Annotated in this window: 15 protein-coding genes, 1 pseudogene and 1 riboswitch; of the genes and pseudogenes, 8 read left to right on the forward strand and 8 right to left on the reverse strand. The window is 70.6% G+C overall.

Translation table 11 applies throughout. The features are described from left to right. A pseudogene (locus ABFX81_RS34955) lies at nt 1–211 on the reverse strand (aa3-type cytochrome oxidase subunit I); the annotation flags it as partial. A 48-nt stretch (nt 212–259) separates the two neighbouring features. Here ABFX81_RS34955 and ABFX81_RS34960 point away from each other — a divergent pair. The 3 genes from ABFX81_RS34960 to ABFX81_RS34970 are packed head-to-tail and all read left to right on the forward strand — an operon-like array spanning nt 260 to nt 2,194. Continuing rightward, nucleotides 260–811 (forward strand): RNA polymerase sigma factor, encoded by a 552-nt coding sequence (locus ABFX81_RS34960; RefSeq protein WP_346139187.1) that lies wholly within the window; start codon nt 260–262, stop codon nt 809–811. Continuing rightward, nucleotides 808–1,203 carry a hypothetical protein gene (locus ABFX81_RS34965; protein WP_346139188.1) on the forward strand — a complete coding sequence of 132 codons (396 nt, stop codon included), beginning with the start codon at nt 808–810 and terminating at the stop codon, nt 1,201–1,203. The genes ABFX81_RS34960 and ABFX81_RS34965 overlap by 4 nt, the downstream gene beginning before the upstream one ends. Then, nucleotides 1,196–2,194 (forward strand): CU044_5270 family protein, encoded by a 999-nt coding sequence (locus tag ABFX81_RS34970; protein ID WP_346139189.1) that lies wholly within the window; start codon nt 1,196–1,198, stop codon nt 2,192–2,194. The genes ABFX81_RS34965 and ABFX81_RS34970 overlap by 8 nt, the downstream gene beginning before the upstream one ends. On the opposite strand, the gene ABFX81_RS34975 is transcribed toward ABFX81_RS34970, so the two are convergent. The 3 genes from ABFX81_RS34975 to ABFX81_RS34985 all read right to left on the reverse strand — a co-directional run bounded on the left by ABFX81_RS34975 (nt 2,195) and on the right by ABFX81_RS34985 (nt 5,562). Continuing rightward, nucleotides 2,195–3,052, reverse strand: a complete 858-nt coding sequence (locus ABFX81_RS34975; protein ID WP_346139190.1) for a bifunctional 5,10-methylenetetrahydrofolate dehydrogenase/5,10-methenyltetrahydrofolate cyclohydrolase — start codon at nt 3,050–3,052, stop codon at nt 2,195–2,197. It lies immediately after the preceding gene. Nucleotides 3,053–3,074: 22 nt separating this feature from the next. Continuing rightward, nucleotides 3,075–3,159, reverse strand: a riboswitch (ZMP/ZTP riboswitch). A 44-nt stretch (nt 3,160–3,203) separates the two neighbouring features. Then, the gene (locus ABFX81_RS34980) at nt 3,204–3,572 is read right to left on the reverse strand and encodes a nuclear transport factor 2 family protein (protein ID WP_346139191.1); all 369 of its coding nucleotides are present in this window, start codon (nt 3,570–3,572) and stop codon (nt 3,204–3,206) included. A 235-nt stretch (nt 3,573–3,807) separates the two neighbouring features. Then, the gene (locus ABFX81_RS34985; protein ID WP_086853189.1) at nt 3,808–5,562 is read right to left on the reverse strand and encodes an ABC transporter transmembrane domain-containing protein; all 1,755 of its coding nucleotides are present in this window, start codon (nt 5,560–5,562) and stop codon (nt 3,808–3,810) included. A 188-nt stretch (nt 5,563–5,750) separates the two neighbouring features. Here ABFX81_RS34985 and ABFX81_RS34990 point away from each other — a divergent pair, with 188 nt between their 5' ends. From ABFX81_RS34990 to ABFX81_RS35005, 4 genes are all read left to right on the forward strand, one after another. Then, nucleotides 5,751–6,839: an S-(hydroxymethyl)mycothiol dehydrogenase gene (locus ABFX81_RS34990; protein ID WP_086853187.1), complete on the forward strand. Its 1,089-nt coding sequence runs from the start codon at nt 5,751–5,753 to the stop codon at nt 6,837–6,839. Continuing rightward, the gene (locus ABFX81_RS34995; RefSeq protein ID WP_346139192.1) at nt 6,839–7,468 is read left to right on the forward strand and encodes an MBL fold metallo-hydrolase; all 630 of its coding nucleotides are present in this window, start codon (nt 6,839–6,841) and stop codon (nt 7,466–7,468) included. Before ABFX81_RS34990 ends, ABFX81_RS34995 begins: the two co-directional genes overlap by 1 nt. Before the next feature lie 90 nt (nt 7,469–7,558). Then, nucleotides 7,559–8,473, forward strand: coding sequence for an SDR family oxidoreductase (locus ABFX81_RS35000; protein WP_086852288.1), 915 nt, complete (start codon nt 7,559–7,561; stop codon nt 8,471–8,473). 172 nt (nt 8,474–8,645) lie between these two features. Further along, nucleotides 8,646–9,341 carry a L,D-transpeptidase family protein gene (locus ABFX81_RS35005; protein ID WP_086852290.1) on the forward strand — a complete coding sequence of 232 codons (696 nt, stop codon included), beginning with the start codon at nt 8,646–8,648 and terminating at the stop codon, nt 9,339–9,341. Nucleotides 9,342–9,534: 193 nt separating this feature from the next. Here ABFX81_RS35005 and ABFX81_RS35010 read toward each other — a convergent pair whose 3' ends face one another. The 4 genes from ABFX81_RS35010 to ABFX81_RS35025 are packed head-to-tail and all read right to left on the reverse strand — an operon-like array spanning nt 9,535 to nt 14,031. Further along, nucleotides 9,535–10,734, reverse strand: coding sequence for a Gfo/Idh/MocA family oxidoreductase (locus ABFX81_RS35010; RefSeq protein ID WP_086852292.1), 1,200 nt, complete (start codon nt 10,732–10,734; stop codon nt 9,535–9,537). Nucleotides 10,735–10,763: 29 nt separating this feature from the next. Then, nucleotides 10,764–12,113, reverse strand: a complete 1,350-nt coding sequence (locus ABFX81_RS35015; protein WP_086852295.1) for an extracellular solute-binding protein — start codon at nt 12,111–12,113, stop codon at nt 10,764–10,766. A gap of 10 nt (nt 12,114–12,123) precedes the next feature. After that, on the reverse strand, nt 12,124–13,047 hold the full coding sequence (locus tag ABFX81_RS35020) for an ABC transporter permease subunit (RefSeq protein WP_086852297.1): 924 nt from the start codon (nt 13,045–13,047) through the stop codon (nt 12,124–12,126). Between the two features lie 18 nt (nt 13,048–13,065). Beyond that, the gene (locus ABFX81_RS35025) at nt 13,066–14,031 is read right to left on the reverse strand and encodes an ABC transporter permease subunit (protein ID WP_086852299.1); all 966 of its coding nucleotides are present in this window, start codon (nt 14,029–14,031) and stop codon (nt 13,066–13,068) included. Between the two features lie 169 nt (nt 14,032–14,200). On the opposite strand from ABFX81_RS35025, the gene ABFX81_RS35030 reads away from it, so the two are divergent. After that, on the forward strand, nt 14,201–15,361 hold the full coding sequence (locus ABFX81_RS35030) for an ROK family protein (protein ID WP_086852300.1): 1,161 nt from the start codon (nt 14,201–14,203) through the stop codon (nt 15,359–15,361). The last annotated feature ends 3 nt before the right edge of the window (nt 15,362–15,364 follow it).

Genomic DNA, 15,364 nt, shown 5'->3' on the forward strand with positions numbered 1-15,364 from the left:
CGTTCGACATGATCTGCAGACCAGGCCGGGCGAGCTCGGCGCGCATGAACAGCGCCATCACGCCACCGATGACGAAGAACGCGAACGACGTCACCAGGTACAGCGTGCCGATCGTCTTGTGATCCGTGGTCGTCAGCCACTTCAGGTGCATCATGCCCCGCCTGTGTCCGCGCCCCGCCCGGACGTCACACTTTCCTGACGCGACGAGAATCACCGAAACGGGTGTGACGATCGGGAAGGTGCCGGACACGAACGGGACATGAGCAACGACGAGATCTTCGCCGCTGCCTATCGCGAGCACTACTGGGCGGTCAGCCGCTATGTCGCGCGGCGACTGGACGGGCGGGCCGGCGAGGTGGAGGAAGTGGTGGCGGAGGTGTTCACGGTCGCCTGGCGGCGCCGGGCCGATCTGCCCTCCTCCCCGCTGCCCTGGCTGTACGGCGTGGCACGCAACTGCCTGGCCAACACGGTGCGCGGCCACGGACGCCGCCGCCGGCTCGTCGACCGGCTCGGCAACGACGACACCGCCCATGGACGGCACATCGCGCAAGGCCCCGAGACCGAGACCCCCGGCGCCTGGGTGCACGAGGCACTCGCCCGGCTCTCCGCGTCCGACCAGGAGGTGCTGCGCCTGACGGCGTGGGAGGAACTCGGCATCGACGAGGTCGCGGTCGCCCTCGGCTGCGGCAGGCGAGCCGCCACGATGCGGCTGCACCGGGCCCGCCGCCGCCTCAGAGCCGAGATCGACCGCATGAGTCCCGCGGTGGCGGCGGACACCGGGCACTCACTGCGCGAGGGGGAGCGGCGATGACCGACGTGCTCTTTTGGCCGCCCGTCACCGGTGTTCTCTCCGGGCCCGTCACCAGCACCACGCTCGGCCGTGACGCGCATGCCGTCACCAGGACGGCGATTGATCACGATGCGCAGGTCCGGCCCTGGGTCGCGCCCGCCCGTGATGCGTACGCCTGGTCGTGGGTCGCGCCTGGCCGTGATGCGTACGTCTGGTCGTGGGCCGCGCCCGCCCGTGATGCGCACGCCAGGCTGTGGGTCACGCCCGGCCGCTGCGCACACGCCCGGCCCTGGATCGCATCCGGCCTCGACCCACACCCCCTGCCCGCGCCCCCGACCGGCGGCCACGCCCGCGCCCCGCGCCCCCTGACCACCACCCACGTGACCGCCCCTAAGGAACACGGCCATGGCTGACGAACTCGAACTGCTGCGTGGTGCCAACCCGGTGCCGTCCGACGGCCCCCACTTCGGCGACGGCCCCCTGGACCACGGCGCCGAGCGCCGGCTGGAGCGGCTGCTGCGGGAGCGGCCCTCCGGTGGTCTGCGGGACCGGCTGCTGCCGGGCGCCGGGCGGCCCCGGCTGGCCTGGGGGCTCGTCGCGACGGCGGTGGTCGCCGCCCTCGCACTGACCCTCGTACTGAGCGGCCCGAACACCACACCGGCGGTCGCCGCGCCGCGCCCGCTGGTGGTGCAGACCGGCTCCACACCGCTGCCCCTGGACCGGCTGGCCGAGCGTGCCGAACAGGCCGCCGCCGACGGCTCGCCCCGCCTGCGCAAGGGGACGCACGTGCAGACCTGGAGCATGGGCATGTCGGACGACAAGCCCCCGATCACCGTCCCCGAGGAGCGCATCGTGCGCTGGCGGGCCGACGGAAGCCACACGGAACTGGTCGTGGCGACCGACCCCAGGCATCCGGGTCGCCCGGTCCTCTCCGGCGAGGGCGGCGAGCCGCACCTCGTCGACGACGGGCACGTCATCAGCGACCAGACGTATCCGCCGAGCTGGAGCTCCGCCCCGCCCCAGTCCCCGCCGCCGCACGACCCCGACCGGCTGCGCGCCTATCTGACGGAGGCCCAGTACTCGGACGCTCCGCTGACCACGCCCCAACTGCTGGACGCCGTCGAGGTGCTGCTCGACCACTGGACCCTCGGCGCCCGGGAGACCGCGACGCTCGCCCGCCTCCTGGCCGGCACCGAGGGGCTGCGGCCCGTCGGCCAGGTGACCGACCGCCTCGGGCGACGCGGTCAGGCGTACGTGTACGACGGCCCCGGCGCCCGCCGCATGCTGATCATGGACCCGGTCGCCGGCGCCGTCCTCGGCCTGGAGAGCACCTTCAGCACCGCCGAGCCCGAGTACGGCGTCAAGAAGGGCGACGTGATGTCGTACAGCGCGTGGATGCGCTGATCAGACCCCGGCCGCACCGAGCTGCCGGGCGGCGGCGTCCACGGTCTGCTCCAGCAGCGTGGCGATGGTCATCGGGCCGACGCCGCCCGGCACCGGCGTGATCAGCGAGGCCCGCTCCACGGCCGAGTCGAAGTCGACGTCGCCGATGTTGCCGGGGTTGTACCCGGCGTCGATCACGACGGCGCCGGGCTTGACGTCCTGGCCGCGGATCAGCCGGGGCCGTCCCACCGCGGCCACCACGATGTCCGCCTCCCGCACGGCCTCCGACAGGTCCCGGGTGCGCGAGTGGCAGTAGGTGACCGTCGCGTCCCGCGCGAGCAGCAGCATGCCGGCCGGCTTGCCGAGGATGGCGCTGCGGCCCACGACCACGGCCCGCTTGCCGGCCGGGTCGACGCCGTACTCGTCGAGCAGCCGCATGATCCCGCCGGGCGTGCAGGACACGAAGCCCGGCAGGCCGAAGCTCATCGTCGCGAAGGAGGCGAAGGTGACGCCGTCGACGTCCTTGCCGGGCGCGATCGCCTCGAACGCGGCACGCTCGCCGATGTGCTCGCCCATCGGGTGCTGGAGGAGGATCCCGTGCACGCCGGGGTCGGCGGAGAGCGCCTCGAGCGTGCCGACGAGCTCCTCGGTGGTCGTGGCGGCGGGCAGCGACACGTGCCGGGAGGTGATGCCGGTCTTGCGGCAGCGGTTCTGCTTCATCCGGACGTACGTGACGGACGCCGGGTCCTCGCCGACCAGAACCGTGGCGAGGCACGGTGCCGTGCCTGTCCGTTCGGTGAGGCCGGCCGCGCGCTTGCCGGTCTCCTCCAGTATCCGCCGGGCGAGCGAGGTCCCATCCATGAGCCGTGCCTGCGACATGATCCACTCCTGGGCTGGTGTGCTGCTTCGCCCAGGCGCACGGCATCGACTCCTGCGGAGCCGCTCCCCGGTGGTGCTCCACCTCAGCGCCAGTCACGGCCCGGCCCCACCTTAACCGAGCCCGCCGGGGGGCTCGTCGGCCTGGTTCCTCCTACTCCTCGTCCCAGGCCTGGACCAGGGTCTGCTCGGCGATCTTGCCGCCCCGCAGCGAGATCATCGACTCGGACAGGACGCGCACACCGTCCGCGTACTGGCAGCTCTCGCTGTACGCGGCTTCGTCGCCCTGGATGACGCACCGCTCCAGCTTGTGCGACATGTCGCGGCTGTAGACGTCCTCCAGCATCCGGCTGATCTCGTCCCGGCCGTGCAGGACCTTGGGGTGGCTGGGCTGGGTCGTGCGGTCGACGATACGGAACTCCGCGTCGTCCGCGTAGAGCGAGAGCAGCAGGTCCGGGCTCTGTCCTTCCACGCCCTGGCGCAGTGTCTCTCTGTCGAAGGCGGGGTCTGCCGCGGTTCCCATGATGACCTCCTTCGAAGGGCCGCGACCCGGTCGGAAGCGGGCCGCGACGAGCCTCTCCTCCTGTCGAGCCTCCTCCCGTCCGGCGAGCTCGGCAAACGCAGGCAGACGCAGGCAACGCAGCCGGACCCGCTGGCGTCGCGACAGGCCTGGTCTCAACACGACGTTGGGTCGGCGCCGTTGCTCTCGCGCAGGTGTCACCGGCCTCGCCGCGCCGCCCTCACGCATGCCCGGTGGCTCAGTCCGACGCGGCCAGGAACTGGGTCGCCGCCAGCTCCGCGTAGAGCGGGTCGGCGGTCACGAGCTCGCGGTGCGTGCCGACCGCCCGGACCCGCCCGGCATCCATCACCACGATCCGGTCGGCCATCGTCACCGTGGACAGCCGGTGCGCCACCACCAGGACCGTCGTCGTACGGGCCACGTCCGCGACCGTGTCGCGCAGCGCCGCCTCGTTCACCGCGTCCAGCTGCGAGGTCGCCTCGTCGAGCAGCAACAGCCGGGGCCGGCGCAGCAGAGCCCGGGCGATGGCGACCCGCTGCCGTTCACCGCCCGACAGCTTGGTGCCACGATGCCCGACGAGCGTGTCGAGGCCGGCGGGCAGCCGGGCGACCAGACCGTCGAGACGGGTCGTCTTCAGCACCCGCGCGAGGGCGTCGTCGTCCGCCTCCGGATTGCCCAGCAGCAGGTTGTCCCGCAGGGAGCCCGACAAGACCGGTGCGTCCTGCTCCACGTAGCCGATCGCGGCGCGCAAGTGCGGCAGTTCCCACTCCGCCACGTTCCGCCCGTCCAGCGCGATCTCACCGGACTCGGGGTCGTAGAACCGCTCGATGAGGGAGAACACGGTCGTCTTGCCCGCGCCGGACGGGCCGACGAACGCCGTCATCCCCCGGGCCGGCACCTCGAACGTCACCCCGTGGTGCACGTGCGGCAGATCGTCGGCGTAGCGGAAACGGACGTCGCGGAAGGCGACGGACGCGGGCGGCTCACCAGCGGACGGCAGCGGCGCGGAGCGCACCGGCGGCTCGGCGGGCAGGCTCAGCGCCTCCTGGATCCGGGCCAGGGCCGCGGACCCCGTCTGGTACTGCGCGACGGCGCCGATGACCTCCTGGAGCGGGGAGATCAGGAAGAAGACGTACAGCAGGAACGCCACCAGCGTGGCCACGTCCACGGCGCCCGTCGCCACCCGCGCCCCGCCCACCGCGAGCACCGTGAGGAACGCGATCTGAATGGCCAGCCCCGCCGTGTTGCCCGCCACGGCCGACCACTTGGCGGCGCGCACGCTCTGCCGCCAGGACTCCTCGGCCGCCTCGTGCAGCGCGCGTTCCTCGCGGTGCTCGGCGCCCGAGGCCTTCACCGTGCGCAGCGCCCCCAGCACCCGCTCCAGCGCGGCGCCCATGACGCCCACGGCCTGCTGCGCCTGCTTGCTCGCCTTGTTGATGCGCGGCGCGATCGTCCCGATCACTGCCCCCGCGCCCGCGATCACGGCCACCGTGACCCCGAGCAGTACCGGATCCACCAGCCCCATCATCACGATCGTCGCCACCAGGGTGAGGCCACCGGTGCCCAGACCGACCAGCGACTCGGTGGTGACCGTGCGCAGCAGGGTGGTGTCGGAGGTGATCCGGGCCATCAGGTCGCCGGGCTCGGTGCGGTCCACGGCCGTGATGCGCAGCCGCAGCAGATACGACGACAGCGAGCGCCGCGCGCCGAGCACGACCGACTCGGCGGTACGCCGCAGCACGTACGAACCCAGCGCGCCGACCGCCGCGTTGGTCACGACCAGGGCCGACATCGCCAGCAGCGCGCCGGTGATGGCCCGGTCGTGCGCCAGGTCGTCGATCAGGCCCCGCGCCACCAGCGGCAGCATCAGCCCGGTCGCCCCGGTGACCAGCGAGAGCACGGCACCGGCGAGCAGGGACCGGCGGTGCGGCCGTACGTATCCGAGGAGCAGCCGCCAGGCGGGTGTACCGGTCCGGGTCTCTGCGATGCTCACGTCGCTCCTTCGGCGTCGGGCGGAGCGTTCAGGTTACGGGGGCCGCCGCAGCGCTGCCCGGCGTTTCGGACACCGCGTGAGCTGGTGATACGGCGCCGCGGGGTGGCCGATCCGCGCCCCTTGCCGATCAGTCGCGCGTAGGGTCGGAAGGGAAGGCATCCGGCCTACGAGCCGACGAAGGAGTCAGCATGGCGCAGGAAGTACGCGGTGTGATCGCACCGGGCAAGGACGAGCCGGTACGGATCGAGACCATCGTCGTGCCCGATCCCGGCCCGGGGGAGGCGGTCGTGCGCGTCCAGGCCTGCGGGGTGTGCCACACCGATCTGCACTACAAGCAGGGCGGCATCAGCGACGACTTCCCCTTCCTGCTGGGCCACGAGGCCGCGGGCGTGGTCGAGGCGGTCGGCGACGGCGTCACCGACGTCGAACCCGGTGACTTCGTGATCCTCAACTGGCGTGCGGTGTGCGGGAAATGCCGCGCCTGTCTGCGCGGGCGTCCCTGGTACTGCTTCGACACCCACAACGCCGGGCAGAAGATGACCCTCGCCTCGACCGGCCAGGAACTCTCCCCTGCCCTCGGTATCGGCGCCTTCGCCGAGAAGACGCTGGTCGCGGCCGGGCAGTGCACCAAGGTCGACCCGGCGGTCGCCCCGCAGGTGGCCGGGCTGCTCGGCTGCGGCGTCATGGCCGGCATCGGCGCCGCGATCAACACCGGAAACGTCGGCCGGGGCGACACGGTCGCCGTGATCGGCTGCGGAGGCGTAGGCGACGCCGCCATCGCCGGCTCGCACCTCGCCGGAGCGGCGAAGATCGTCGCCGTCGACATCGACGACCGCAAGCTGGAGACCGCCCGGACCATGGGCGCCACCCACACCGTCAACTCGCGCGAGACCGACCCGGTCGAGGCGATCCGCGAACTCACCGACGGCTTCGGCGCAGACGTCGTCATCGAGGCCGTCGGCCGCCCGGAGACGTACAAGCAGGCCTTCTACGCGCGCGACCTCGCAGGCACGGTCGTCCTGGTCGGCGTGCCCACCCCCGAGATGAAACTCGAACTGCCCCTGCTGGACGTGTTCGGCCGGGGCGGGGCGCTGAAGTCCTCCTGGTACGGCGACTGCCTGCCCTCCCGCGACTTCCCCATGCTGATCGACCTGCACCTGCAGGGGCGCCTGGACCTCGGGGCGTTCGTCACCGAGACCATCCAGCTCGACGAGGTGGAGAAGGCGTTCGAGCGGATGCACCACGGCGACGTGCTGCGCTCGGTGGTGGTGCTGTGATGGCCCCGCGCGTCGAACACCTCGTCACCTCCGGGCAGTTCAGCCTCGACGGCGGCACCTGGGACGTCGACAACAACGTCTGGATCGTCGGCGACGACCACGAGGCGATCGTCATCGACGCCGCGCACGACGCCGACGCCATCGCCGAGGCCGTCGGAGACCGCCGGCTCACGGCCATCGTGTGCACCCACGCCCACAACGACCACATCGACGCCGCCCCCGCCCTCGCCGAGCGCACCGGGGCCACTATCTGGCTGCACCGCGACGACCTGCCGCTGTGGAAGCAGACCCACCCTGACCGCGAGCCCGACGCATGGCTGGTCGACGGCCAGGTGATCGAGGCCGGCGGCGCCGACCTGCGCGTCCTGCACACGCCGGGGCACGCGCCCGGCGCCGTGTGCCTGTACGACCCCGGGCTCGCCACCGTCTTCACCGGGGACACCCTCTTCCAGGGCGGCCCCGGAGCCACCGGCCGGTCCTTCTCGCACTTCCCGACGATCATCGACTCGATCCGCGACCGCCTCCTCACGCTGCCGCCCGGGACGAAGGTCCTCACCGGCCACGGAGACCCCACGACCGTCGGGGCGGAGGCCCCGCACCTCCAGGAGTGGATCGCCCGCGGTCACTGATCGCGTGTCGCCAGCAAAAGGCGACAGAAGATGTCCGGCTTACCCGTCACCCTGGAGGCGACACGCAGCCACGGTATCGGGAGGTCGGACATGTCAGCTCCACTGAAGGGCAAGGTCGCACTGGTCGCCGGTGCGACCCGGGGTGCCGGACGGGGCATGGCGGTGGAGCTCGGCGCGGCGGGCGCCACCGTCTACGTCACCGGCCGCAGCACCCGCGCCCGCCGCTCGGAGTACGACCGGCCCGAGACCATCGAGGACACCGCCGACCTGGTCACCGGGGCCGGCGGGCAGGGCGTCGCCGTACCCACCGACCACCTCGACCCGGCGCAGGTCCGCGCCCTCGTCGACCGCATCGCCGACGAACAGGGCCGCCTCGACGTCCTGGTCAACGACATCTGGGGCGGCGAGAAGCTCTTCGAGTGGGAGAGCCCGCTCTGGGAGCACGACCTCGACAACGGCCTGCGCCTGCTCAGGCTCGCGGTCGAGACGCACGCCGTCACCAGTCACCACGCCCTGCCCCTGATGCTGCGCAACCCCGGCGGCCTGGTCGTCGAGGTCACCGACGGAACCGCCGACTACAACGCCGAGAACTACCGCGTGAACTTCTTCTACGACCTCGCCAAGACGTCCGTCCTGCGCATGGCCTTCGCCCTCGGCCAGGAACTCGGCCCGCGCGGCGCCACCGCCGTCGCCCTCACCCCCGGCTGGCTGCGCTCGGAGATGATGCTCGACATCTATGGGGTACGGGAGGACAACTGGCGCGACGCCCTGGAGCGCGTCCCCCACTTCGCCATCTCGGAGACCCCGCGCTACGTCGGCCGGGCCGTGGTCGCGCTCGCCGCCGACCCCGACGTGGCGCGCTGGAACGGCCGCTCCCTCTCCAGCGGCGGCCTGGCCAGGGAGTACGGCTTCACCGACCTCGACGGCAGCCGCCCGGACGCCTGGCGCTACCTCGTCGAGGTGCAGGACAGGGGCAAGCCGGCGGACACGACCGGCTACCGCTGAGACACCGCCGGCCCACCGCGTCCGCCTGGGCGCTTTGCCCGGTTGGCCGGTGAGGTATGTCACCGTTTCGTCGCAGGCTGTCAGCCAGCACAACCGAACCCCCCGTGCGCCCGTCTAGCAGGCAGGGATCAGCAGACCATGCGACCACTTCCGCGAAAGGGCAGGACCAACCATGGGGGACGTACGCAGACGGGGCGCCGTCGCACTCGGGATCGCCGGACTGGTGGCGCCGCTCACGCTCGCGCTCGGCGCCACGCCGGCCGCGGCCGCGAGCTGCACCACGCAGACCGGCCCGTACCAGAAGCAGGTGGAGAAGTTCCTCGGCCGCCCGGTCGACGGCAAGCAGTCCGCCGCCGACTGCAAGGCGATCCAGGCCTTCCAGACCAAGCACGGCATCTCCCCGAACGCCGGTTACGCCGGGCCCGTCACCTGGGGAGTGATGGACCTGATGCAGAAGCAGAAGGCCGTCGGGAAGAACCCCAACAAGGCCGGCAAGTGCCCGGTGAACAAGGGCCGGATCGCCTGCGTGAACCTGAGCCTCCAGCTGAGCTGGATCCAGGACGGCAAGAAGCTCGTCTACGGCCCCGTCCCGGTCCGCACCGGCCGCGACGGCTACGAGACCCGTACCGGCCTGAAGAAGATCTACTGGCGCAACATCGACCACGTCTCGTCCATCTACGACGTGCCGATGCCCTACGCCCAGTTCTTCGACGGCGGCCAGGCCTTCCACTCGGTCGGCGTCAGCATGTGGAACCCGCCGGGCTCGCACGGCTGCGTCAACATGACCAAGACCGACGCCAAGAAGTACTGGTCGCTGCTGAAGAAGAACGACGACGTCTTCGTGTACGGCCGCAAGCCGGGCACCTGATCCGGGCACCCGGCTCGGACCCCGCCCCTTAGGGGTCCTTTCACTATGCCCGCCCGGGTCGCGCGGCCTGGCACCGCGCCTCGCCGCGTTGCCGGAGAGCCCTCGTAGCTCCGCTACGAGGGCTCTCCGGCGCCTTGCGATGCACGGCACCAGACCACGCGACCTGATCGGACGCTCATAGTGAAAGGACCCCTTACTGCGGCGCGTCCCCGAAGTCCGGGATCTCCAGCCGCACACCACCCTGCCGCGCGGACTCGTGCGCGATGATGCCCGGCAGGGTGTAGCGGGCGGCCACCCACGCGTTCACCGACGGCAGGGTGCGCGTGTTGACGGCGGTCACGAAGTCGTCCACCAGGAAGTGGTGGCTGCCCTCGTGGCCGTTGTGGAGGTTGTCGAACTCCCTCGGCAGCCGCGCACGGTCGTGCACGGGAGCCGACCCGGAGGTGAACGCGGCCCGCAGCTCGGGCGCGATGTGCTGGAGCGACGGGTCGTCGGGCGCCATGGTGGGCTTGGGCTCCAGCAGTTCGCTGATGTCCTTCACGCCCTGCTTGTCCTGCCACAGGGCGACCGTGGCGAGCTGCTCCATGCTCGCCTCGGTGCCGAAGAAGCGGAAACGCGACTCCCGTATGTGCGAGGGGTAGCCGACCCGCCGGAACTCGTTGGTACGGAACGAGCCGCCGCCCGCCACCTCGAACAGCGCGGTGGCGTTGGAGAAGTCGTTGCCGAACTGGCTGACCTCCTTGTCGAAGACGCCGTCGCCCCGGTCGTCGACGACACCGATCGCCGACACGCTGACCGCGTGCGTCCGCCAGGCGCCCAGCACCCCGCCGACCGCGTGCGTCGGGTACAGCAGCGGGGGATAGCTGGCGGTGGCCTTCCAGTTGTCGCCGCCGCTGTACTGGTAGGCCTCGTAGAACCCCAGGTCCATGTCGTGGACGTAGTCGCCCTCGGCGTAGAAGAGCCGCCCGAAGGCGCCCTCGGCGATCTGGTTGCGGGCGTGGACCGTCGCCGGGTTGTACTCGCTGGTCTCGCCCATCATGTACGTCAGCCCGGTGGCCTTGACCGTGTCGATGATCGCGGCGATCTCCTCCGTGCTGATCGCCATGGGGACGGCGGAGTACACGTGCTTGCCGGCGTTGAGGCCCTGGAGCACCAGAGGCCCGTGCGTCCAGCGCTGTGTGAAGATCGCGACGGCGTCGACGTCCTCCGATTCCAGCATGGCCTGGTACGACGGGAAGTTGCCGGCGAGGCCCTGCGCGGCGGCGAGTTGTTCGGCCCTCTCGGGCAGCAGGTCGGTGACGTGGACGGCGCTGACGCCGGGGTGGGCCTGGAACAGCGTGGCGAACTGGCCCGAGAACTGTCCGGCGCCGACGATGCCGATGGAGAACGTCATGTAAGGCATGCCCTTCACTGGTCGGGGGATCACTGCGAGAGGATCAGGTTGATCTGTTCGTTGGTCTCGTCGAGGCTGCTGACCGGCTTGCCGTTGCCGTAGATGTCCTCCATCGCCGGCGACATGAGCGCCGTCATGTCCGCCGAGTAGCTGGCGATCGGGTACGAGAAGGTCCGGAAGTTCTTCTTGTCGGCCACGGGTTCGGTGAACGACGAGACGTCGATGCCCTTCTTCCGGTACGCGGCGACGGCGGCCTCGGTCCCGGCCTTCGTCGCGGGGAAGACGACGCCGTAACCGCCGACGACCTTCTGGCACTGGTCCGAGGCCAGATACGCCACCCACTTCTTGGCGCCCTCCTTGTTCTCGGAGGCCTTGGTGACGGAGTCGGCGAGGCCGTTCATCATGGTGGCGCGCTTGCCGGTCGGGCCGACCGGCGTCAGGGCGGTCTTGATGTCCCGGCCCTTGAAGCCGGCGTACGAGGAGATCATCCAGGCCCCGTCGAACGCGGTGGCGGCCTTGCCCGCAGCGACCTGGGTGTTCGCCTGGTTGGACTGGACGTTGTAGTCGGACAGCGGCGGCATGTAGCCCTTCTTCGCCAGGCCGAAGTACCACGTGACGACCGACTGGAAGGTCTTGCTGTCGTACTGGTACTTCGTGCCCCAGCGCGGCTTGTCCAGGTAGCTCCACCCGGCGGAGGCGGCGAAGTTGCTCCACTGGGTCTGGCCGTCGCCGAAGCCGCCGCCGTTGGAGGCCATGCCGTACACCTTGACGTTGTTCTTGTCGAAGCCCGGCTCGTCGCCCCGCTTGCCGTTCCTGTCGATCGTGAGGTGGGCGATGGCCTTCTCGAAGGTGCCGCCGTCCTCGGGGTTCCAGGCGAGGCTGTTCAGCTGCTCGGCGGTGAGGCCGGCGTCCTTCGTCATCTTCGAGTTGTAGAACAGCGCGACGGTGTCCCAGTCCTTGGGGGCGCCGTAGCGGTGGCCGTCCTTCCCGATCCAGTTGGCGGCGAGGCCCGGCTGGTAGTCGGAGTTCTCGATGCCGAGGTCGTCGAGCGGTTCCAGGACCTTCAGGTCGGCGTACTGGCCGAAGTTCTGGATGTGGTCGGTGAACACGTCAGGCTGGGTACCGGCGATGAACCCGGCGGTGAGCTTGGTCCAGTAGTCGCTCCACCCCAACTGGGTGATCTTGACGTCCAGTCCGGGGTTCTCCTTCTCGAACCCCTTCGCGCAGGCCTGGTAGGCGGGCAGCTGGTTGGCGTCCCACAGCCAGTACGTGACCGTGTTCGCGGAGGATCCGGCGGCGCCTTGCTGCGCGCATCCGCTGACCAGGGACAGCGCCAGCGCTCCGGTCGCCGCGACGAGCGTACGCAGACGAATTCGCATGACAGTCCCCTTACTTGATCCCGGTGAAGCCGATGGAGCTGACGATGCGGCGCGCGAAGCAGGCGAACAGCACCAGCATCGGCAGCGCGGCGATCAGCGTCGCCGCCATGAGCCCGGACCAGTCGACGCCGGTCGCCGGGGTCTGCGCCCGGAAGATCGCCAGCGCCACGGTCAGCACGCGCGAGCTGTCGCTGTAGGAGACCATCAGCGGCCAGAAGTAGTCGTTCCAGGAGGTGATGTACGTCAGCACGCCCAGCGTGAGGATCGGCGTGGACGCCATCGGCAGCACCACCCGGAAGAAGATCTTGATCTTCCCGGCGCCGTCCAGCAGCGCGGCTTCCTCGACCTCCTGCGGGATGTTCATGAAGAACTGCCGCAGGAAGAACACCGCGAACGGCGCCATGAACATGGTGGGCAGCGCGATGCCGAGGAGTGTGTCCACCAGGTGCAGTTGCTTGATGAGCACGAAGTTCGGCAGCAGCGTGAAGATGGTCGGCACCATCATCCCGGCCAGGAACAGCCCGAAGACCGCGTCCCGGCCGCGCCAGCGCAGCCGGGAGAAGGCGTACGCGGCCATCGCGGAGAAGAAGAGCTGACAGCCGGTGACCAGGGTCGAGACCAGCACCGAGTTGAGCAGATAGCGCCAGAAGTCGAGCCCGCCGCCCGCGCCGCCCTGCGCGACGGCCTCCTCGGCCGACTGCATGCCCAGGGCGCGTTCAAAGCCGCTGGTGGTGAGGTCCACGGGCAGGGGGTTGGTCGGGTCGGCGTTGAGACCCGCGTTGGTGGAGAGGGCGGTGCGCAGGATCCAGTAGAACGGCAGCAGGGTGATGAGGACGATCAGTCCCATCACGGTCCAGGCGGCGGCCCGCCCGAAGGGGAACCTGCGCCGGACCGGTTGCGGAGTCGTGGACGTCGTTGTCGTCACGGCAGCCATGCCGGTGTCTCCCTTCCGTCAGCCGAGGTCGGTCCGGCCGGCCCGGGTGAGCCGGTACTGGAGGATGGTGATCGCGCTCAGCACGACGAGCAGGGCGACGGACATGGCCGAGGCGTAGCCGAACTGGAAGCGTCCGAAGGCGGAGCCGTAGATGTAGTACTGGAGCACGTTGGTCGCGTTCGCCGGACCGCCCGCGGTGGTCACGGCCACGGTGTCGAACACCTGGAACGACCCGATCACCGTCATGATGAGCACGACCGCGAGCACCGGCCGCAGCAGCGGCATGGTGATCCGCCAGAACATCCGCCACTCGCTCGCGCCGTCCACCCTGGCCGCCTCGTACATGTCGTTCGGGATCGCCTGGAGACCGGCGAACAGCAGCAGCGCGGTGTAGCCGACGTGCCGCCACACGTTGATGAGCGCGATCGTCGGGATCGCCCAGGTCTCGTCGGCGAGGAACGGGATGCGGTCGGCGCCGAGGGCGCTGATGATCTCGTTGCCGACGCCGAGCTGGGTGTCGAGGATCCAGAGCCAGACCAGACCCGCGACGACGTTCGACATCAGGTACGGCGTGAGCACGATGCCGCGCAGCATCGCCGACCGGGTCAGCCGCTGGAGGAGGACGGCGATGGCGAGCGCCGCGACCGTCTGGACGCCGATGTTGATGACGACGTACTCGACGGTGACCGTCAACGAGTCCCAGAAGATGGGGTCGTTGACCATGCGGACGTAGTTGTCCAGGCCCACCCACTCCGCTGGCGTCAGCAGGTTGAAGCGGGTGAAGCTCAGATAGATGCCCCGGAGCGTCGGCCAGAGGAGGAAGACGAGGAAGCCGAGCAGCGCCGGGGCGATGAAGACCGCGGCCAGCCGTCCGTCACCCCGGTTCCCGCTCACGTCGTCGCGTCGTGTCCTGGGCTTGCTGCGGGTCTCCGTCGCGCCGCCCGCGGGCAGGCGCGACGGAGGGCTGCTGGAGGCGATGGTCATCGGGAGACTCCCTCGCTGCGGCGGCTCGTCCTCTGGCGGGACTTACTTTTGGTGCGAAACAATTGCTGCGTCAAGAGGGGTGCAAACATCTTTTCCCAGGAACCGTCATCGACTTAGAGTGGTCATGTTGGTTTCAGTGCGAAAGAAAAGGGTGAGGGGAGCGGACCGAATGACCGCAGGCATGGCCGGCTGGCCGCCGCTGAGCCCGGGGGAGCGCGCGGTGGCGATCGAGGTCCTCGTGCACGGCCCGCTGTCGCGCACCGAGCTCGCCCGCAGGCTGGGACTGTCGGCCGGCAGCCTCACCCGGCTGACCAAGCCGCTGATCGAGTCGGGCCTGCTGGTCGAGGTGGCCGAGGCGGGAGTGCCGGCGGAGGCGCGCCAGGGCCGCCCCTCGACACCGCTGGACGTCGTCGCCGACTCCTGGTCCTTCCTCGGCTTCAAGATCACCGAGGACACGGTCTACGGCGTCGTCACCACGCTCCGAAGTGACATCGTCGCCCGCCACGACCGTCCGCTCACCACCCACGACCCCGCCGAAGTCGCCGATGTGCTCGGGGAGATGACCGCCGCGCTGATCCGCGACCATCCCCGGCTCGCCGGGATCGGCATCGGGGTCGGCGGTTTCGTCCAGGACCGCGCCGTCGTCGGCGAGTCCCCCTTCCTGCTGTGGCGGGACGTCCCCCTGGCCGAACTCGTCGAGGAGCGCACCGGGCTGCCCGTGGTCGTCGAGAACGACGTCGCCGCCCTGGTCGAGGCCGAGACCTGGTTCGGCGCCGGACGCGGCCTGGACCGCTTCGTCGTCCTCACCATCGGCGCCGGCATCGGCTACGGACTCGTCCTGGGCGGCAAGCGGGTGCCCTACGCCGAGGAGGACCGCGGCTTCGGCCGCCACTGGATCGTCGACCCCAACGGCCCGCTCACCCCGGACGGCCGGCGCGGCAGCGCCGTCTCGCTCCTGACCATCCCCAACATCCGCTACCAGGTACAGGCCGCCACCGGCCGCGACCGGACGTACGAGGAGATCCTCGCGGCGGCCGCCGCGGGGGACCCCATGCCCGCCCGGGTCGTCACCGAGGCCGCACGCGCCCTGGGCACGCTTGTCGCGCAGATCTCCAACTTCGTGATGCCGCAGAAGATCCTGCTCGCGGGAGAGGGGGTCGGGTTGATGGACGTGGCCGGCAAGACGGTCGAGGAGACCGTCCGGGACAACCGGCACCCCCTGGCCGCCCCCGTCGAACTGGAGACGAAGGTGTCCGACTTTCACGACTGGGCGCGCGGTGCGGCCGTTCTGGCCATCAAGGTCCTGGTGCTGGGATCGGCCGAAGTGTGAACA

It is taken from the genome of Streptomyces coeruleofuscus, assembly GCF_039532725.1.
In the GTDB taxonomy this organism is placed as follows: Bacteria; Actinomycetota; Actinomycetes; order Streptomycetales; family Streptomycetaceae; genus Streptomyces; species Streptomyces coeruleofuscus.